General features: G+C 74.3%; 19 protein-coding genes. 10 read left to right on the plus strand and 9 right to left on the minus strand.

Annotated elements, in window-relative coordinates:
* Positions 1-38 precede the first annotated feature (38 nt).
* The 3 genes from DMP15_RS27435 (at position 39) to DMP15_RS27445 (ending at position 2,525) form a co-directional block, all read left to right on the plus strand.
* A complete protein-coding gene (locus DMP15_RS27435; RefSeq protein ID WP_073577882.1) occupies positions 39-536 on the plus strand; it encodes a DUF2505 domain-containing protein in 498 nt (165 codons plus the stop codon).
* The gene (purU, locus tag DMP15_RS27440) at positions 536-1,408 is read left to right on the plus strand and encodes a formyltetrahydrofolate deformylase (RefSeq protein WP_073577883.1); all 873 of its coding nucleotides are present in this window, start codon (positions 536-538) and stop codon (positions 1,406-1,408) included. The genes DMP15_RS27435 and purU overlap by 1 nt, the downstream gene beginning before the upstream one ends.
* A gap of 199 nt (positions 1,409-1,607) precedes the next feature.
* On the plus strand, positions 1,608-2,525 hold the full coding sequence (locus tag DMP15_RS27445) for a DUF559 domain-containing protein (RefSeq protein ID WP_083659036.1): 918 nt from the start codon (positions 1,608-1,610) through the stop codon (positions 2,523-2,525).
* Between the two features lie 163 nt (positions 2,526-2,688).
* Here the strand turns inward: DMP15_RS27445 and lon are convergent, their stop codons facing one another.
* Positions 2,689-5,031, minus strand: a complete 2,343-nt coding sequence (gene lon, locus DMP15_RS27450; RefSeq protein WP_202416343.1) for an endopeptidase La — start codon at positions 5,029-5,031, stop codon at positions 2,689-2,691.
* A gap of 123 nt (positions 5,032-5,154) precedes the next feature.
* Between lon and DMP15_RS27455 the strand changes: the two genes are divergently transcribed.
* Positions 5,155-5,751, plus strand: coding sequence for a hypothetical protein (locus DMP15_RS27455; RefSeq protein WP_337826653.1), 597 nt, complete (start codon positions 5,155-5,157; stop codon positions 5,749-5,751).
* On the opposite strand, the gene DMP15_RS27460 is transcribed toward DMP15_RS27455, so the two are convergent.
* The 5 genes from DMP15_RS27460 to DMP15_RS27480 all read right to left on the minus strand — a co-directional run bounded on the left by DMP15_RS27460 (position 5,705) and on the right by DMP15_RS27480 (position 9,842).
* A complete protein-coding gene (locus DMP15_RS27460; RefSeq protein WP_062404096.1) occupies positions 5,705-5,959 on the minus strand; it encodes a DUF2516 family protein in 255 nt (84 codons plus the stop codon). The two genes, DMP15_RS27455 and DMP15_RS27460, sit on opposite strands and share 47 nt — an antisense overlap.
* A gap of 207 nt (positions 5,960-6,166) precedes the next feature.
* On the minus strand, positions 6,167-6,895 hold the full coding sequence (locus tag DMP15_RS27465) for a hypothetical protein (RefSeq protein WP_073577939.1): 729 nt from the start codon (positions 6,893-6,895) through the stop codon (positions 6,167-6,169).
* Positions 6,896-6,900: 5 nt separating this feature from the next.
* Entirely contained in the window at positions 6,901-7,365 is a 465-nt protein-coding gene (locus DMP15_RS27470; protein ID WP_062399838.1) for a helix-turn-helix domain-containing protein, read from the minus strand.
* A 159-nt stretch (positions 7,366-7,524) separates the two neighbouring features.
* The gene (locus DMP15_RS27475; protein WP_139282992.1) at positions 7,525-8,868 is read right to left on the minus strand and encodes a DUF445 domain-containing protein; all 1,344 of its coding nucleotides are present in this window, start codon (positions 8,866-8,868) and stop codon (positions 7,525-7,527) included.
* A gap of 281 nt (positions 8,869-9,149) precedes the next feature.
* A complete protein-coding gene (locus tag DMP15_RS27480; protein WP_337826654.1) occupies positions 9,150-9,842 on the minus strand; it encodes a bifunctional DNA primase/polymerase in 693 nt (230 codons plus the stop codon).
* A 153-nt stretch (positions 9,843-9,995) separates the two neighbouring features.
* Between DMP15_RS27480 and DMP15_RS27485 the strand changes: the two genes are divergently transcribed.
* The gene (locus tag DMP15_RS27485) at positions 9,996-10,796 is read left to right on the plus strand and encodes a tryptophan-rich sensory protein (RefSeq protein WP_073577885.1); all 801 of its coding nucleotides are present in this window, start codon (positions 9,996-9,998) and stop codon (positions 10,794-10,796) included.
* 78 nt (positions 10,797-10,874) lie between these two features.
* Here the strand turns inward: DMP15_RS27485 and DMP15_RS27490 are convergent, their stop codons facing one another.
* Complete coding sequence (locus DMP15_RS27490) at positions 10,875-11,078, minus strand: cold-shock protein (RefSeq protein ID WP_020627638.1); 204 nt, start codon at positions 11,076-11,078, stop codon at positions 10,875-10,877.
* 644 nt (positions 11,079-11,722) lie between these two features.
* On the opposite strand from DMP15_RS27490, the gene DMP15_RS27495 reads away from it, so the two are divergent.
* Positions 11,723-12,700: a hypothetical protein gene (locus tag DMP15_RS27495; protein ID WP_083659038.1), complete on the plus strand. Its 978-nt coding sequence runs from the start codon at positions 11,723-11,725 to the stop codon at positions 12,698-12,700.
* 61 nt (positions 12,701-12,761) lie between these two features.
* Here DMP15_RS27495 and mftR read toward each other — a convergent pair whose 3' ends face one another.
* A complete protein-coding gene (gene mftR, locus DMP15_RS27500) occupies positions 12,762-13,400 on the minus strand; it encodes a mycofactocin system transcriptional regulator (protein WP_073577887.1) in 639 nt (212 codons plus the stop codon).
* Between the two features lie 235 nt (positions 13,401-13,635).
* Here mftR and DMP15_RS27505 point away from each other — a divergent pair, with 235 nt between their 5' ends.
* Together DMP15_RS27505 and DMP15_RS27510 are read left to right on the plus strand one after the other, a co-directional pair.
* Positions 13,636-14,676 (plus strand): sigma-70 family RNA polymerase sigma factor, encoded by a 1,041-nt coding sequence (locus tag DMP15_RS27505; protein WP_073577888.1) that lies wholly within the window; start codon positions 13,636-13,638, stop codon positions 14,674-14,676.
* Complete coding sequence (locus DMP15_RS27510) at positions 14,655-15,386, plus strand: phosphotransferase enzyme family protein (protein ID WP_083659039.1); 732 nt, start codon at positions 14,655-14,657, stop codon at positions 15,384-15,386. The genes DMP15_RS27505 and DMP15_RS27510 overlap by 22 nt, the downstream gene beginning before the upstream one ends.
* Positions 15,387-15,393: 7 nt before the next feature.
* Here DMP15_RS27510 and DMP15_RS27515 read toward each other — a convergent pair whose 3' ends face one another.
* Positions 15,394-16,044 (minus strand): FMN-dependent NADH-azoreductase, encoded by a 651-nt coding sequence (locus DMP15_RS27515; RefSeq protein WP_337826655.1) that lies wholly within the window; start codon positions 16,042-16,044, stop codon positions 15,394-15,396.
* 91 nt (positions 16,045-16,135) lie between these two features.
* On the opposite strand from DMP15_RS27515, the gene DMP15_RS27520 reads away from it, so the two are divergent.
* On the plus strand, positions 16,136-16,618 hold the full coding sequence (locus tag DMP15_RS27520; protein WP_073577942.1) for a MarR family winged helix-turn-helix transcriptional regulator: 483 nt from the start codon (positions 16,136-16,138) through the stop codon (positions 16,616-16,618).
* Positions 16,619-16,680: 62 nt separating this feature from the next.
* Positions 16,681-17,235 carry an ATP-dependent Clp protease proteolytic subunit gene (locus DMP15_RS27525; protein WP_073577890.1) on the plus strand — a complete coding sequence of 185 codons (555 nt, stop codon included), beginning with the start codon at positions 16,681-16,683 and terminating at the stop codon, positions 17,233-17,235.
* Positions 17,236-17,237: the final 2 nt, after the last annotated feature.

Raw genomic sequence — 17,237 nt, forward strand, 5'->3', positions numbered from 1 at the left:
AGCGGGGGAACTCACGACCGCAACGGTAGCCTTCGCCCATGCCGCGCTCGATCGACTACCGCGCAACGTCCGCGCACCCGGCCTCGAAGGTCTACGCGGCGATGGTCGACCGCGATCTCCTGGAGGAGCAGCTGCGTCACATCGGCGGCCCCGGGGCCGGGGTGACCGCGTACGAGACCACCGCCGACGGCGTCCGCTACACGCTGCGGCACGGGATCCCGGGCGAGCACCTGCCGTCGATCGTGTCGTCGTTCGTACCCGGCGGGGACCTGCAGATCGACCGCAGCGAGCAGTGGCGGGCCGGCAGCGAGGGCGTCTACGACGGCACCGGCTCCGTGAAGGTCATCGGCACCCCCGCCACCGCACGGTCGGTGATGCGGATCGCCGACGTCGACGGCGGCAGCGAGGTCCGGATCCGGGCCGAGGTCACGGTCAAGGTCCCGCTGGTGGGTGCGAAGATCGAGCAGGCGGTCGCCGGGCAGATCGAGCAGCTGCTCGCCGCCGAGACCCAGTTCACCCTCTCCCGGATCTCCTGATGTCCCACTACGTGATCACCCTGTCCTGCCCGGACCGCACCGGCATCGTCGCGCGGATCAGCACGTTCCTCGCCGACCTCGGCGCCTCGATCACCGAGGCCGCGTACCACGCCGACGTCGAGGCCGGGGTGTTCTGCACCCGCCAGGTCGTCGACGCCGCGTCGGTCCCCTTCGACGTCGACGAGCTCCGCGCCCGGTTCGCCCCGGTCGCCGCCGAGCTGGGCGGTGAGCACCGCATCTCCGACACCGGCGTCCGCAAGCGCGCCGTGCTGCTGGTGACCCGCGACCAGCACTGCCTGCACGACATCCTCGGCCGGGTGTGGGCGGGCGAGCTGCCGGTGGAGATCACCCGCGTGATCGGCAACCACACGTCGCTGGAGCCGGTCGTCGCCGCGCACGGGGTGCCGTTCCACCACGTACCCTTCCCCGCGCCCGGCGACCCGGCCCGCGAGCAGGGCAAGGTCACCGCGTTCGAGGAGATCCGCAAGCTCGTCGACGACGACTCCCCCGACGCGATCGTCCTCGCCCGCTTCATGCAGGTCCTGCCCGCGCACCTGTGCGAGGCCTGGGCCGGGCGGGCGATCAACATCCACCACAGCTTCCTGCCGTCCTTCGCCGGGGCGCGGCCCTACCACCAGGCCCACCGGCGCGGGGTCAAGCTGATCGGCGCGACCTGCCACTACGCGACCGCCGACCTCGACGCGGGCCCGATCATCGAGCAGGACGTCGCCCGCGTCGACCACGGGGACACCGCGACCGACATGGTGCGACGGGGACGCGACATCGAGCGTCTGGTGCTGGCCCGGGGGCTGCGGTGGCACCTGGAGGACCGGGTGCTGATCCAGGGCAACCGGACCGTCGTCTTCCGCTGAGCCCGCAGCCCTGCCGCCCGGCCCGGCCGGGTCGGGTCGGGTCGCGCGCAGCGGAATGTCGCCGAGATGCATCTCAGCGGGAATTGTGGATCTCCGTGGCCCGCTGAGCTGCATCTCGGCGTACGTCCTTCGTTCGCGATGGCGACGGAGTCCGGCCGATCCGGTCCGACGGCCGGGGCAGCCGGCGCACGATCAGCACGTGACGATCCCCGGATGGCCCGAGGTGTTCCGCGGGACCGCGGCCGTGGCGGCGGGTCTCGTCACCCCCGACCTCCTGCGCGGGCCCCGCTACCGCCGGCTGCTCCCGGACACCTACGCGCCGGCCGACCTGCGCCCCGACCTACGGCTCCGCTCGCTCGCGGCGCACTGCTGGGCCGGGCCGGACGCCGTGCTCAGCGGGTACTCGGCCGCCGAGCTGCTCGGCGCGTCGTGCGCCCCGTGGGCTGCACCGGCCGAGGTGACCGTCGGCGCGGCGCACCCCGGAGCCCGCTCCCGTGAGGGTGTGCTCGTCCGTCGCGACGTCCTGCCCCCGGACGAGGTGACCGAGGTCCGCGGCGTACGGGTCACCACGCGTGTCCGCACCGCGTTCGACCTGGCGCGGCGTCTGTCACCGACCGAGGGTGTCGTCGCCGTCGACGCGCTGTCCCGCGGATCGTTCGCCCCGGACGTGCTGCTGAACCTCGCGGTCCGGCACGCCCACGCCCGGGGTGTCCGGCGGGTCGTCGACGCGTCGGTGTGGGCCGACCCGCGCGCCGGATCCCCGCCCGAGACCCGGCTCCGGCTGGTCCTCGTCCGGGGTGGCCTCCCGCGGCCGGTGCCCCAGCACCCGGTCCTCGACGACGTCCGGCGCACGGCGCTGTGGCTGGACCTGGCCTACCCGGACCACCACCTCGGCGTCGAGTACGACGGCGGCGGCCACTTCGCGACGCCCGAGGCGGCCCGCGCCGACGCACAACGGCACACCCGGCTCGTCGCGGCGGGGTGGCGGGTGCTGCGCTACACCGCCCCGGACATGCACCGACGGCCCGACGAGATCGTCGCCGAGGTGGGCCAGGCCCTCGACCGCACTCGCCGAGATGCAGCTCAGCGGGCCGTGGAGATCGACAGTTCCCGCTGAGCTGCATCTCGGCGAACTTCCCGTAGGAACAGCTGCGCGAGGACGGGCGCTCGCGACGCGCGGAGCGGGGCGTACCGGCGGGGCGCGCACACGACGGCGCCCGCCCCGCGTGCTGCGGAACGGGCGCCGGATCGTACGGCTCACGCCGTGGGTCGGACGGAGATCAGGCCGCGGACTGCTCGGCCGTCGCCGCGTCGTGGGCGGGCTCCAGGGCGATCGCCAGGACCTCGGAGACGTCGGCGACCGGGTGCACCCGCAGCTCCTCGCGGACCGCGGCCGGGACGTCGTCCAGGTCCGGCTCGTTGCGCTTCGGGATGATCACGTCGGTCAGCCCGGCCCGGTGCGCGGCGAGCAGCTTCTGCTTCACCCCGCCGATGGGCAGGACCTTGCCCTGCAGCGTCACCTCGCCGGTCATGCCGACCGAGCTCCGGACGGAACGCCCGGAGGCCAGCGACGCCAGCGCCGTCGTCATCGTGACGCCGGCGGACGGGCCGTCCTTCGGGACCGCACCGGCCGGGACGTGCACGTGCAGCTTGCGCGACGCGAGGTCACCGGCCAGCCCGCGCGAGCGCAGGTAGGACAGCGCGATCGAGACGGACTCGGTCATCACCTCGCCCAGCTGCCCGGTGATCTGCAGGCCCGGCTCGCCGTCCATCGAGGTGGCCTCGATGAACAGCACGTCACCACCGGCACCGGTCACCGCCAGCCCGGTCGCGACGCCCGGCACCGAGGTCCGCTCGGCGGACTCCGGCGTGAACCGCGGACGGCCGAGGTAGGTGACGAGCGCGTCGGCGTCGACGTGCACCGGGCGCTCGGTCTCCGACGCGTCCAGCTGGACGGCCACCTTCCGCAGCACCTTCGCCAGGCCCCGCTCCAGCTGCCGGACCCCGGCCTCCCGGGTGTACTCGGCGGCGATCATCGACAGCGCGACGTCGGTGAACTCGACGTCGCCGTCGTCGAGACCGGCCTTGGCGACCTGGCGCGGCAGCAGGTGGTCACGGGCGATCGCGACCTTCTCCGGCTCGGTGTAGCCGTCGAGCGTCACGATCTCCATGCGGTCGGCCAGCGGGCCGGGGATCCCGGAGCCGTCGTTCGCCGTCGCCAGGAACAGGACGTTCGACAGGTCGAGGTCGACCTCCAGGTAGTGGTCGCGGAACGTGTGGTTCTGCGCCGGGTCGAGGACCTCCAGCAGCGCCGCGGTCGGGTCACCGCGGAAGTCGCTGCCGACCTTGTCGATCTCGTCGAGCAGCACGACGGGATTCATCGAGCCGGCCTCGCGGATGGCGCGGACGATCCGGCCGGGCAGCGCGCCGACGTAGGTGCGCCGGTGACCGCGGATCTCCGCCTCGTCCCGGACGCCGCCGAGCGCGACGCGGACGAAGTTCCGGCCGAGCGCGCGGGCGACCGACTCCCCCAACGACGTCTTGCCGACGCCGGGCGGGCCGACCAGCGAGAGCACCGCGCCCGAGCCGCGGCCGCCGACGGTGTCGAGGCCCTTGCGCTCGCGGCGGGCGCGCACGGCGAGGAACTCGACGAGGCGCTCCTTCACGTCGTCGAGACCGGCGTGGTCGGCGTCGAGGATGCGACGGGCCTCCACGAGGTCCGACGAGTCGGTGGTCGCGGTGCTCCACGGGATGTCGAGGACGGTGTCGAGCCAGGTCCGGATCCAGCCGGACTCCGGGCTCTGGTCCGAGGAACGTTCCAGCTTGCCGACCTCGGTCAGCGCGGCCTTGCGGACCTCGTCGGGCAGGTCGGCGGCCTCCACGCGGGCGCGGTAGTCGTCGGAGCCCTCCGGGTCGTCCTCACCGAGCTCCTTGCGGATCGCGGCGAGCTGCTGGCGGAGCAGGAACTCGCGCTGCTGCTTCTCCATGCCCTCGCGGACGTCGTTCGAGATCTTCTCGGTGACCTCCTGCTCGGCGACGTGCTCCTTGGTCCAGCCCAGGAGCTTCTCCAGCCGGGCGTCGAGGTCGGTCTCGGCGAGCAGCTCGGCCTTGTGCGCGACGTCCAGCCACGACGCCCACCCGGCGAGGTCGGCGAGCGCGCCCGGGTCGTCGGTCTGCTGCACGGAGTCGATGACCTGCCAGGCCCCCCGCTGCTGCAGGATCCCGACCACCAGAGCCTTGTACTCGCGGGCGAGCTCGTGGGTGCGGCCGGTGGGCTCGCCGGCGTCGACCGGCTCGGCCTCGACCCAGAGCGCCGCGCCGGGGCCGGAGACCCCCGACCCGATGCGGGCGCGCCGCTCACCCCGCACGACGGCAGCCCGGTCCCCGTTGGGGAGCCTGCCGATCTGCTCGAGCACGGCGACGACGCCGATGGCGCCGTAGCGGCCGTCGATGCGGGGCACGACGAGCACCCGTCTCCCGTCGTCGCGGTCCTGGGCCGCGGCGGTGGCCGCGTCCACCGCGGCACGGGTGTCGGAGTCGTCGAGGCGGACGGGGACGACCATGCCGGGCAGGACCACGGCGTCGTCGAGAGGCAGGACCGGGAGCGTCAGCACGTCACTCATGTCCTGCCCAACCACACGGAGGGCCCTCCGCTTCCCGGAGTTGAGTCGTGTCCGCTCAGGGCGAACGCGGACACCGGAGCACGTGACGGCGACCGTGGGCACACCGAGTACCGCGGGGCACCGGTGCGTGACCGGGTGGCGCTCGGGACCGCGGGTGCGGAGCTGTTCATGAAGGTCTCGCAGCTGCGCGGACTCCCCCTGTGCGCAGCGGTCCTGGCGCTGCTCGCGGCGGCGCGGCTCGCCCGCGGGGCCCGCCCGGTCCCGGTGACGACCGCGGTCACCGAGTGGGGTGTGTCCTTCGTGCTGCTCGGCGTCGGGCCGGTCTGCGCGGTCGCCGGGCCGGACGCCGGCTACCGCTACGACCGCCTCGAGCTCGTCGTACGGTCCGGCAGCCAGTTCCTGCTGCTGTCCGCGGGCTGGACCTCGACCGACGGGTCCGCCGGCTTCCCGGCCCGCGCCCCGCTCCTGACGACGACGGCGTCGGCCCCGGCGACCCCCGGGCGACAGCCGGAGCGGCCGGTCGGCGGGGCGGCGTCGGCCAGGTCCGGGGCGATCTCGGCGACGGCGACCCGGCCCGCGTCGAGCCCCGCGAGTGCGACGGCGACGGGCTCCGCGGGCAGGCCGGGCCGGTCCAGCGCCGGGACGACCGTGAGCGTCCCGAGGACCGGGTGGTTCACCAGCGCGGTCCGCCGCCCTGCACCTCCATCACCGCGGGCTTGACGTCGACCAGGTAGACCAGCGTCGCGACGGTGGCGGCCAGCCAGAACATGGCACCGCCGAACATCGGGCCGTTCGTGATGATCAGAAGCAGCAGCGCGACGCCGGTGATGCCCAGCCAGGCGTTCTTGGTGAGCTTGCCCGCCGCGGTGAAGGCGTCCGCACGTTGCATCAGTGCGTGCCCGAACGAGAACCCGCCGACCACCACCATGATCCACTTGATCACGAAGATGATCAGTTCATCGGGGGCACCTGGCAGTGACAACACCCGGCCAGAGTACGGACAACCCGGGCGCCGGTCACGTCCGGCGCCGGATCCGGGCGGGACGATCCGCATCCGCACACGACGGCGCCCCCGGCCGATCGGGATCGGCCGGGGGCGCGGGTCGTACTCACCGGGCACGGGGCCCGGCGGGTGTCACTTCTTGGCCGACGCCGTCGAGGTGCCGCGGCGGGTGGTCGGCTTGCGAGCCGGGACCTTCGCGCCGGTGGCGGTCTTCGGGTCGGTCTTGGCGGCGGTGCGGCGCGCGGTCGAACGCGTGGTCGACGCGACCTCGTCGCCGGCCTCCTCGATCGCCTCGGCGGCCTCCTTCGAGACCTCGGTGACGGCCTCGGCGGCCTCGCTCGCGGCGGTCTGGGCGCGGCGGGCGACCTTCTCACCGACCGAGCGGGTCTGCGTGGTGACCGTACCCAGGGTCTTGACGGCGACGTCGTGGGTCTCGTCCACGAACTCGTCGACGCGGGTGTCGAACTTCTCGGTCAGACCCTCGACGGTCGCGATGGCCTGCTTGACCTGCGGCTGCTTGCGGATCCGGCCCCAGGCCTTCTCACCGCGCTGGGCGAACCCGACGTAGACGCCCTCGACCTCGGAGCGGAACTCCTCGACCTGCTTGCGGATGTTGTCCGAGGACAGCTTGCCGCGGAGCTCCTTGAGCTCGTCGGGGAGCTCCTGGACACGGGTCTGCACCTCCTCGGCGCGCTTGGTGGCGGTGGAGCGGGCGTCGGTGACGGCCTTGCTCACGGTGGTGACGGCGAAGTCGCCGGCGCCGAGCACGGCGAGCAGCGGGGTGCGGACGACCTCGGCCTGCTCGGCGGTCTGCTCGCGCAGCTTCTGCACGTCGGCGCTGGTGGGGAGGTTCACGGCCATGGTGATCACTTCCTCGTATCGGTGGGGGTGTCGGTGGTGCCGGCAGAGAGGCCGTTCTCCCTGCGAAAGGACTCGTAGACGTCGAGCAGCACACGTTTCTGCCGCTCGTTGAGAGTCGGATCGGTGAGCACCGCGTCGGTCACCTGACCGGCGGGCCGCTCCTCGAGGATCCCGGCGCGGACGTACAGCGCCTCGGCGGAGATCCGCAGCCCCTTGGCGATCTGCTGCAGTATCTCGGCGGACGGCTTGCGCAGTCCGCGCTCGACCTGGCTGAGATACGGGTTGCTGACGCCCGCGGTGCGGGCCAGCTGCCGCATGGAGACCTGGGCGGCCTCGCGCTGGGCGCGGATGTAGGACCCGATGTCCTCCACCGCGTGCCCCACGGTCTGACCGACGCTCTCGACGGCCTGCGCGACGCGCTCGACGGGTTCGACGGACTCACGCTCTCCGTGCTTGCGCTCGGTGGCCATCCGTCTCACCTCCGTCTCGATCCGTTCCTCACTGACGGAACCGACCGTACGCGGCACTGCTAGCTCCTGCAAGCACAGTGCTAGCGCTGGTCACGTGGCGTGCGCCACGTCGGTGACGGTCCGGTGACAGTGCGATGTCATCCGGGGACACCCGACCGATCACCCGATGACGAGCTCCCCCACGGCGTGGATGACCAGGCCGGCGAGCGCCCCCACGACGGTGCCGTTGATCCGGATCCACTGCAGGTCGCGGCCCACCTGGAGCTCGATCTTGCGCGAGGTCTCCTCCGCGTCCCAGCGGGCGACGGTCTCGGTGATCAAGGTGGTGATCTGGTGCCGGTAGTGCCGCACGACGTACGACGCAGCGTCCGCCAGCCAGCCGTCGAGCTTCGCGCGCAGCTCGGCGTCGCGGCCCAGTCTCCGCCCGAAGGCCATGAGGCCGTCGCGCACGCGCAGGCGCAGCTCGTTCGACGGGTCGTCGGCGGCGTCGAGGACCATGGACTTCACGACCGTCCAGGCGCGGCCGATGAAGTGCTGCACCTCCGGATGCTCGACGACCTGGCGCTTGACCTGCTCGGCGCGCTCCATCGTCGTCTCGTCGTGCTGCAGGTCGCGGGCGAACTCCGCGAGGTAGCGGTCGACGGCGTGCCGCAGCGGGTGCTCCGGGTCGGTCTTGACGGCCCAGGCGTAGCCGCGGATCTCGGCGAACAGCTTGTCGGCCACGAGGTCGTCGACGAAGCGCGGGGTCCAGGACGGCGCGCGGTCGTGCACCACCCGCAGGACCATCTCCTGGTTGTCGGCGACCCAGTCGTAGGCGCGGTCGCAGACGAGGTCGACCAGCCTGCGGTGGGCGCCGTCGGCCAGGACGCCCTCCAGCGCCTTGCCCATCGGCGGACCGACCGGAATCTCCATCAGCTTGCGGACCGCGACGGTCTCGATGACGTTCTGCACGTCCTCGTCGCGCAGCACGGTCACGAGGGCCCGCGCGGCGGTGACCAGCTCGGTGGTGATCCGGTCGGCGTTCTGCTGCTCGGCGATCCACCGCCCGACCGACTCGCTGACCCCGATCCGCTCGAGCTTGTCGCGGACGACGGACTCGGACAGGAAGTTCTCCCCGACGAAGTCGCCGAGGCTGTCACCGATCATGTCCTTCTTGCGCGGGATGATCGCGGTGTGCGGGATCGGGATCCGCAACGGGTGCCGGAACAGCGCGGTCACCGCGAACCAGTCGGCGAGCGCACCGACCATGCCGGCCTCGGCGGCGGCCCGGACATAGTCCGCCCCGGGGACACCGCGGACGACCTCGAAGTACTTCGCGACGAAGAACACGACCGTCGCGCCGAGGAGGAACCCGGTGGCGACGGCCTTCATGCGCCGCAGGTCGCGCCGCTTCTGTTCGTCACCGGGGCCGAAGCCGCCGAGGGGGACGTCAGGAACGGACCCGATGGTGCGGTCCCGCTGCGGGACGGGGGTCGGGCGCTCCGGCGCGCGGGAGGTCTGCACACACCCATAGTGCCCGGGGACACCGACAACGGGCGCCGGGGGCGCGCGGTACGGGTCCCCGGCCGGGTCCGGGGGATGTCCCGCCGGACCCGGCCGTGGCCGGTGGAGCGGCTGCGCGGCGAGGGAGAAGTGCCCCCTCGGGCGCCGCTTCCGGTGCGCACCGCCCGGCCGCTCCCGGCGTCCCGCGGAGACCTGCGGAGACGACATCGGGACGGATTCGGGCGGGCGGTACGCGGTCGCGCGGGCCGGATCCTCGGTTCCGTCCGGGCCGCGCGGGAGGGTCAGCGCCGCAGGGCGCTCGGGACGCCGGGCTGCTCGGCCCGCGCCTCCTGCTCGTCGGGCAGGGACTGCTCACTGCCGCGACGGCGAACCGCGTCGCAGACCGCTTCGACGACGACCGCGGCCTCGGGCACCCGGTAGCCGACCCGCGCCGGGGCCACGCGCCACTGCACCCAGCCCTCGGGACGCTCGGTCGGCGGGGCGACGACGCCGATGCCGTCGGTGTGCAGCACGACGTCGGTGTGCAGGCTCAGCTCGGCCGGGAGCGCGTGCCGCGGGCTCATCGGGAACCACCAGGTGCCCTCGGGCGTCGCGGCGACCGGCACGACCTCGCCGGCCTCACGCAGCGTCCGGCAGACCTGCCGACCGATGGCCGCCGGGACCTCGACCACGTCGAGCACGTCGCCCGTCGCGAGCATGACCTCCGCGCCCGGCCCCGGCACGAGCGGCCAACCGTGGTCGGCGTACTCGCGAGCAGCCGCTCGCAGCTCCGCGCCGTAGACGGCTCGGTAGCTGTCCCACCAGGACATGGAGGTCACTTCCTTCCGCTTGCGCGACAACCCCTGTGGTGCCGCTTTCCCTGTGAAGTACACCACCAGGATCGGGCTCCGTGCACGAGTTCGCGAGGGGTGCGCGGCGAGGGTGCGCAGCGGCGAGACGAGCGGGGAACGCCGACCGCACGGCGTCGCGGCCACCGGTGAACGGCGGGTGACCGGGCCCAGCGGACCGACGACCGGTGGCAACCCCGCCGCCGTCCGGCGCAACGCCGGTCGTCGTACCGCTCGACATGCCTCGTGCGTCGATTGTCTTTATCATCGAGATGGTTGCGACGATCGGAAGGACTGGACATGGCGTCGACGACGGCGAGGGCGGGCCGCACGGCAGGCCCGGCCACCGGGATGGACACGGCACGCACCTGGGCGGTGCTCGCCGCGGCGGTACTGCAGGCGGTGGCGGGCTCGCTCGGCGGCAGCGGGACGTTCGGGGAGTCGCAGCGGGTGCTCAGCGACCGCTACCCCTCACTGGTCACCCCGGCGACGGTGGCGTTCTCCGTGTGGGGCCTCATCTACCTGGCCCTGCTCGTGTACGCGGTGTACCAGTCGCTGCCCGGGCAGCGGTCGCGCCCGGTGCACCGGGCGACCGGCTGGCTGTTCGTGGCGACGGCGGCGCTCAACGCGGGCTGGATCGTCGTGTTCTCCCAGGAGCTCCTGGGCACCGCGCAGCTGCTGATCGTGGCACTGCTGGTGACCCTGGCCGTGGTGCTGCACCGGCTCGCCGCGTTCCCCGCCGAGGGAGTGGCCGACCGGGCACTCCTGCACGGCCCGCTGGCCTTCTACACGGGCTGGGTGTCACTCGCGACCGTGGCCGGGTTCTCGGTGACGCTGACCTACTGGGGCGCGCCGCTCGGCCCGGTGACGGCCGCGGCGCTCCTCGGTGCCGGCGTGCTGGCCGCGGGCGTCGCGACCCGGCGGACGACGGCGACGCTGCCCTACGCGGCGACGGCCGCCTGGGCGCTGGTCTGGATCGCGGTCGAGTCCGCGACGACCGGGACGGTGCCGGTGACCGTGGTCGCGGCGATCGGCGTCGTGGCGGTGGTCGTCGCGGCGGCGCTGCGGGCGAGGGAGGGGCTGCGGGCGGCCTTCGGCTGACCCCGGGGACGACGACGGCGCCGGTCCCCGAGGGGAGCCGGCGCCGTCGCGGTGCGCGGGTCGTGCCCGCGCAGAAGCTCAGATCACGCGGACCGAGTCGGCCTGCGGGCCCTTCTTGCCCTGGCTGGCCTGGAAGTCGACGCGCTGGTTCTCCTCCAGCGTGCGGAATCCGTTCGACTCGATGGCGGAGTAGTGGACGAAGACGTCCGGTCCCTCGTCGTCGGTGGCGATGAAGCCGAAGCCCTTCTCGGCGTTGAACCACTTGACGGTGCCCTGCGGCATAGCGTGTGTCCTTCTCAGATGGAGCGGTTCCGGCCCTCACAGCAAGAGCCGGAGGTCGCGTGGACACCGTCGTGGCACCTCAGCACCGATCGACGACGCCCACCGTCACAACTTCACACGGACGCTTCGCGGCGATCGGAGAAGAACGACTGCAACCGACGCGGACGCTACCACGGCTCTCCGGCACGTCGACCGTCCTCACTCGACGCCCCCGCACGGGCCCGTTCCGCGGCGCCGACCGCCCGTCGGGCTCCTCCGGCGCGATCACGGAATGTGAGATCCGGGCCGTCGATCGGCAACGGGTGGTCACCGCCGTCCCGAAAGGGTGAGCGCGGGACGAGTTCCACGCCGTCGGGTGAGCGCCGGGCGCACGTCCTCCCCGGTTCGGGTGGCGACGGCGGCCCGGGCCCGCCCGGCGGCCCCGCACAGCCCCGGACGGGGTCGCCCGTTCCGGGTGCGTTGCGGTGCGATCTGCTCACAGCGTGACCGGTGGGGCCCTTGTGGCTCGTGTGGCCACGATCGGGTCACTGGTGGACGACGCCCGGTGACCGCAAGCTCAGCGCCGTCCGTCACCCCGTGCAGCAGCACCGCGAACTGGAGAGACCGTGCGATCCCGAGTCACCACTTCCGTCGCCCTGACCCTCATGATCGGCACCCTGGGTGTGTACGGCGCCGGCGTGGCCGGCGCGGCCGAGCCCGTTCGTGCCTCCACCCCGGTCGCCCCGGCCACGACCGTCACCCACGCGCCCGCCGCGGTGTCCGACGGCCCGCTGGACCGGTTGTTCGACACGCTCTTCGGGAACGGCGCGGCGACCGCCCCGGCGACGCCCGCCGACACCACCGTCCCCGTCCAGGACGTGCCTACCCCGGGCGTCCCCGCGGCTCCGGGCGCCCCGGCCGTCCCGGCAGCTCCGGCCGTCCCCGGCGCGCCGGCCGCGCCGCAGGTCCCCGCCGCGCCGGCTGTTCCGGGTGCGCCGGCGGCCCCGGCCCCGGCCCCGGCCGCGCCCGCCGTTCCGGCTGCGCCCGCCGCTCCGGCCGTGCCCGCGGCCCCCGCCGCTCCCGCGGTGCCGGCCACCCCCGCCGTCCCGGGCACGCCCACCGCTCCGGAGGCCCCGGCCGTTCCGGGCGCTCCGGCCGCTCCGGTGGCGCAGGTCGCCCCCGCGGCGGCGGCCACCTCGGCGACCCCGGCCGTCGCCGTCACCTCGGACACCGCGGGCCGGCAGGCCCCCGAGCCCCCGGCCGTCCCGGGCGCTCCCGGTGTTCCGCAGCCGCCGGCCGCCCCGCAGGCCCCGGCGGCCCCCCAGACCCCGGCCATCCCCCAGGCGCCGGCGGTACCCGCCGTCCCGGGTGCGCCCACCGCTCCGGAGGCCCCGGCCGTCCCGGGCGCTCCGGCCGCTCCGGGTGCCCCCGCCGCTCCGGGTGCCCCCGCCGCTCCGGGTGCCCCGGCCGCTCCCGCCGTGCCCGCGGCCCCGGCAGCACCGGGCGCCCCGGCCGTCGCCACCACCCCGGACGGCACCGCCGCTCCGCAGGCCCCGGCCGACGCCCGGACCCAGGACGCGCCGGAGCGCACCGCCCCGACCCGCCCCAGCCTGTGGGAGCGACTCTTCGGCACCACCCGCTGACCTGCGACGCAGGCACCGCCACGCGACGGCGTCCCGCACCGGGGCGCCGTCGCGGCGCGTCTCAGGGGAGCTCGGTCGCCCAGCCCCGCTGCAGCGCCCGCAGCACCTCGTCGAGCAGGTCGGCGAGCTCGGAGCCGTCGTCGGCCAGCCAACGCTCGTAGGCCGCGATGCACACGCCCAGGCATGCGTGCCCGACGCTCTGCGGGACGAGCTCCGAGGAGTCCTCGCCACGACGCTCGGCCACGTAGTCGGCCACGACCTCCCGCCACGAGGCGTAGCGCAGCGTCGAGTGCGCCTGCAGCGCCGGGGTCCGAAGGATCAGCCGCAGCCGGCGCCTGTGCCAGGGCTGCTCGTCCGGCTCGACGTGGTTGAACTCCAGCACCGCCCGCCGGACCCCCTCCAGCGTCGGCAGGTCCGACGGCTGGGCCGCGAGCACCGCGCGCATCCGCACCAGCTGCTCGTCGAAGGCGCCCCAGGCGATGTCGTTCTTGGAGGCGAAGTACCGGAAGAACGTGCGACGCCCGATCCCCGCGGCGTGCGCGACGTCGTCGACGGTCGTGTGCTCGAACCCCTGGTCGCTGAACATCTCCAGCGCGATGTGCTCGATCTCCGAGCGGGAGGTGACCGGTCGACGACCGGCGCGGCGCGCCCCGCCCCCGCCGGCACTTCCGGTCCCGTCGTTCTCGGTCACCGCTGACATCGTCGCCCCGCCGTGCTCCCCGACTCCTCCGTCGTGCCTGCGACCGGCGGACCGGGAGGGTCGAGCGGAACGCCGTCGGCCCCGATCATCCCACGTCGCGGTCGACCCGTCGGCGCACGTCGCCCCGGTTCGGCGGCCGTTCGTCGCGTGGGCTCTCCACTTTGTCGGTGTGGCGCGGCACACTCGCGGCCAGACGGACCGGGACCCACCCGGACGGGTACGTCGAGGGGGAACCATGAGCGCACCCGCACGGGCCGCCGACACCACCGTGGACGAGCGGCCACCCGAGGAACGCCTCGAGGACCACCGGCGCGAGCTGACCGGCTACTGCTACCGGATGCTCGGCTCGGCGTTCGAGGCCGAGGACGCGGTGCAGGACACGATGGTCCGGGCCTGGAGGGGCGTCGCGAAGTTCGACGGCCGCTCCTCGCTGCGGTCCTGGCTGTACCGCATCGCCACCAACGTCTGCATCGACGCGTTGAACGGGCGCAAGCGCCGCGCCGTGCCGATGGACATCGGAGGCCCCGGCGCACCCGTCGCCGAGTCGCTGCGCGAGCCGCTGCCCGACGCCGAGTGGCTCGAACCGATGCCCGACGCCCGGGTGTCGACGCCGGCCGGGGACCCGGCGGACAAGGCCGTCGCGAAGGAGACGATCCGGCTCGCGTTCATCGCGGCGCTGCAGCACCTGCCGGCCCGCCAGCGCGCCGTGCTGATCCTGCGCGAGGTCCTGTGCTGGAAGGCCGCCGAGGTCGCCGAGCTGCTGGACACGTCCGTCGCGTCGGTCAACAGCGCCCTGCAGCGCGCCCGCGCCACCCTGGGCGAACAGGGCATCTCCGAGGCGGCGCCGCAGACCTCCCCGGCGATGGACCCGGCGCAGACCGCGCTGCTGATGCGCTACATGGCGGCGTTCGAGGCCTTCGACATGGAGGCGCTGACGGCGCTGCTCCACGAGGACGTCGAGCAGAACATGCCTCCGCTGGAGCTCTGGTTCCGCGGCCGGGACGACGTCATCGCCTGGATGGCGACCGGCCCCGGGCAGGGCTGCCGCGGGTCGCGGGTGGCTCCGGTGGAGATCAACGGGACGGTCGGCTTCGCCCAGTGGAAGCCGTCCGGGCCGAACGGCGAGTTCGAGGCCTGGGGCATCACGGCCCTGCGGATCGAGGACGGGGTCGTCACCGGGCTGAGCATCTTCCTCAACACCGAGCTGTTCGGCTACTTCGGGCTGCCGCTGAAGCTGGCCGACCGGCCGGAGCTGTGGGAACCGAAGGCCGGCTGAGGCCGCCCGGGCTCGCCGCCTGGCCGGGGCTGCGCATCACGGCCCGGCTCGGCGGCGGGCACCGCGGCGCGGTCTGGGCGGCGACGGACGGGAGCCGACGGCTGGTGGTCCACCGGAGTGGGCGGACGCCCGCGGCGCTGGACTGGGAGCTCGACCTGACCGGCGAGCTGCGGGCCCACGGTTTCCGCGTACCCGACGTCGTCCCGACCGGTGACGGACGGCGGCGGTGCGGGGCGGTCGTCGTCCGGACCTGGCTCGACGGCGACCCACCCGGGCCGGGCGACGAGGCGGCCATCGCCGCCGAGCTGCGCCGGCTGCACGCCCTCACCTCGGGGCGGAGCCAGCGGCCGGGGTTCGTGGGCACGACCGAGCTGCTCGCGGGCGCCGACCGGGGTGGGGACGTGGACCTGACCGCAATGCCGTCCGATGTCGTCGCGGAGTGCCGGGCCGCGTGGGCCGTGGTGGACGGTCCGGTCGCCGTCGTCCACGGCGACCCCGGCCCGGGCAACATCCGGGTCCTGGACGGACGTCCGGGCCTGCTCGACTGGGACGAGTGCCGGGTGGACCGGACGGCGCTCGACCTCGACGGTGGGCCCGGGGCTGCCCGCGAGGCCCGCCGCGCCGTCGACGCGTGGGAGGTCGCCGTCTGCTGGACCGTCGAGCCCGGTTACGCCCGGGAGCGGCTCGCCGCGCTGCGCGCCGCCCCCTGACCGGGCCTCACGCCGCCGGCGTCACCGCGGCGACCCGCTCCCCCGCCGTCCGGGCGTCGACGCGGGCGCGCTCGCGCTTCTCCGCGGCCAGCGGGCGCAGCTCGCTCATCGCGGGCACCACGTCGGCCAGGGTCAGCTCCGTCTCCACGACGGTCACGTCGGCACCCCACACGTCACGCAGGATGCGGGTGATCCAGCCGGAGCCGTGGTCCCACCCCTCGCGCGGGGTGCCCGGCCCGTAGCCGCCTCCCCGGGAGACCACGAGCACGACCGGACGGCCGGCGAGGGGCGTGCTCCCCGGCGCGAACCGGGGGTCGGTGATCAGTGCGTCGACCCAGGTCTTCAGGTGCGCGGCGATGCCGAAGTTGTAGAGCGGCGATCCGACGACGACGGCGTCCGCGGCCAGCACCTCGTCAGCCAACTCCGCGATGCGCGCGAGGGCCCCGCGCTGCTCCGGGGTGCGGTCGGCCTCGGCCACGTATCCGGCCGCGACCGCGGTGGTCCACAGGTCGGCGGGCAGCGGGGCGGTGCCCAGTTCACGGCGGACGACCTCGGCGCCCGGTCGCGCGTCGAGGTAGGCGCGCTCGACCTCGTCGGCGATCTCGCGGCTGACGGAGCCCTCGGTGCGGATGCTCGCGTCGAGTCGGAACAGGGACACGGTGACCTCCCGGTCGATCTGGAGTGAAGATGTTCTGCTGAACAGAGTATCTGCACGAGAGAAGACCTTGGCAAGCACGTATCCTGTGACGATGTCCGGTCCGTCCGCCCCGCAGAGCGTCGAGTGCGACCTGGCGTGGGCGTTGACCCGGGTGGCGCGCGACCACGCCACGGCGGTGCAGTGCGTCGTCGGCACGCTGCCCGGCGGTCAGCGCGGTTTCCAGGTGCTCGCCGCCGCGGCCGGGGACGATCCGCCCACCCAGCTCGCGCTCGCCCGCAAGCTCGGCGTGGACCGCACCGTGATGACCTACCTGCTGGACAAGGTCCAGGAGGCGGGACTGATCGAGCGGCGGCCCGACCCGAACGACCGGCGGGCCCGCCGGATCGTGCTCACCACGGCCGGCCGGGCGCTGCTCTGCGAGACCGAGACCCGGCTGCGCGCCGCCGAGGCCCACATCCTGGCGCCGCTCTCCCCGGACGAGCAGGGCGCGCTCCGGACGCTGCTGCGCCGGGTCGCGACCGCGGGCACCGACCCGACCTCCGCCGAGGGCGAACCCCGTCCGCCGTCGGCGTAACCGCAGGTCAGGTGGCCCACCCCGGCCCTAGTGTCGGGCGGCACCCGAGGAGCGGAGATCCGATGCCCGTCCTGTCCACCCCGTCCGACCCCGCCGACCGCCTGCTCGGCGAGCGGATCGTGCTGCTCGCCCGCGAGCTCGACGACGACGTCGCCGCCGAGACCTGCGCGCGCCTGCTGCTGCTGGCCGCGGAGGACGCGCGCCGCGACATCACCCTGCACGTCCTGGCGCCCGGCGGCTCCCCGGTCGCCGCGATGGCGGTGCACGACACGATCCGCACGCTCGGCGTCGACGTCACGACCGTCGCCGTGGGATCACTCGCGGGCCCGGTGCCGTTCCTCGTCGCGTCGGGGACGCCGGGCAAGCGGCTCGCTCGCGCGCACGCCGCGTTCCTGCCCACCGCGGACGGGCCGGTCCGCGGCTCGCACCCCGGCGACGTGCGGGTCCGGGCCGACCACCTCGCCGGACGCCGCCGCGAGATCGAGTCGCTGACCGCGGCGTACTGCGGCGCCCCACTGCCCGACGACGCCCGGGACCGCTGGCTGTCGGCGGCGGAGGCGGTGACGTTCGGCATCGTCGACGGACTGTCGGAACCCTGGACCGAAACGGATAGCTAGAG

The organism is Pseudonocardia sp. UM4_GMWB1 (assembly GCF_017312155.1).
In the GTDB taxonomy this organism is placed as follows: Bacteria; Actinomycetota; Actinomycetes; order Mycobacteriales; family Pseudonocardiaceae; genus Pseudonocardia; species Pseudonocardia alni.

Bases quoted from the DNA above. Each gene is read 5' to 3' on its own strand.
- DMP15_RS27435 (WP_073577882.1), top strand. From the start codon at position 39: ATGCCGCGCTCGATCGACTACCGCGCAACGTCCGCGCACCCGGCCTCG.
- purU (WP_073577883.1), top strand. From the start codon at position 536: ATGTCCCACTACGTGATCACCCTGTCCTGCCCGGACCGCACCGGCATC.
- lon (WP_202416343.1), bottom strand. From the start codon at position 5,031: ATGAGTGACGTGCTGACGCTCCCGGTCCTGCCTCTCGACGACGCCGTG.
- DMP15_RS27460 (WP_062404096.1), bottom strand. From the start codon at position 5,959: ATGGTGGTGGTCGGCGGGTTCTCGTTCGGGCACGCACTGATGCAACGT.
- DMP15_RS27465 (WP_073577939.1), bottom strand. From the start codon at position 6,895: ATGGCCGTGAACCTCCCCACCAGCGCCGACGTGCAGAAGCTGCGCGAG.
- DMP15_RS27470 (WP_062399838.1), bottom strand. From the start codon at position 7,365: ATGGCCACCGAGCGCAAGCACGGAGAGCGTGAGTCCGTCGAACCCGTC.
- DMP15_RS27485 (WP_073577885.1), top strand. From the start codon at position 9,996: ATGGCGTCGACGACGGCGAGGGCGGGCCGCACGGCAGGCCCGGCCACC.
- DMP15_RS27490 (WP_020627638.1), bottom strand. From the start codon at position 11,078: ATGCCGCAGGGCACCGTCAAGTGGTTCAACGCCGAGAAGGGCTTCGGC.
- DMP15_RS27495 (WP_083659038.1), top strand. From the start codon at position 11,723: ATGATCGGCACCCTGGGTGTGTACGGCGCCGGCGTGGCCGGCGCGGCC.
- mftR (WP_073577887.1), bottom strand. From the start codon at position 13,400: ATGTCAGCGGTGACCGAGAACGACGGGACCGGAAGTGCCGGCGGGGGC.
- DMP15_RS27505 (WP_073577888.1), top strand. From the start codon at position 13,636: ATGAGCGCACCCGCACGGGCCGCCGACACCACCGTGGACGAGCGGCCA.
- DMP15_RS27520 (WP_073577942.1), top strand. From the start codon at position 16,136: ATGTCCGGTCCGTCCGCCCCGCAGAGCGTCGAGTGCGACCTGGCGTGG.
- DMP15_RS27525 (WP_073577890.1), top strand. From the start codon at position 16,681: ATGCCCGTCCTGTCCACCCCGTCCGACCCCGCCGACCGCCTGCTCGGC.